This window comes from Paraburkholderia sp. RL17-373-BIF-A, from assembly GCF_046030175.1.
In the GTDB taxonomy this organism is placed as follows: domain Bacteria; phylum Pseudomonadota; class Gammaproteobacteria; order Burkholderiales; family Burkholderiaceae; genus Paraburkholderia.
Map to the genome: position 1 here is coordinate 1 of NZ_JARESO010000545.1, position 246 is coordinate 246.

Sequence of the window (246 nt, forward strand, 5' to 3'; positions counted from 1 at the left end):
TTGCCCGTTGCGCGGCGTATCAGCGGACAGGAAGCGCGTCGTGCCATAGCCGCGCAGATACGGCGCGATGACCCGGTAGCCGGCCGCCGCGAGCAACGGCATGACTTCGGCAAAGGCATAGATATCGTACGGCCAGCCGTGCAGCAGGATCACAACCGGTCCGTTCTGCGGACCCGCTTCGGCGTATCCAATGCTGAGCGTGCCGGCATTGATCTGTTTCAGGTTATCGAACGAGGCGACACGGAC

At 63.0% G+C, this 246-nt stretch carries 1 protein-coding gene; it reads right to left on the minus strand.

What is annotated here, in order from left to right; all coding sequences use genetic code 11:
• A partial coding sequence (locus P0D80_RS51695; protein WP_408296816.1) for an alpha/beta fold hydrolase occupies positions 1–246 on the minus strand: 246 nt, incomplete at both ends.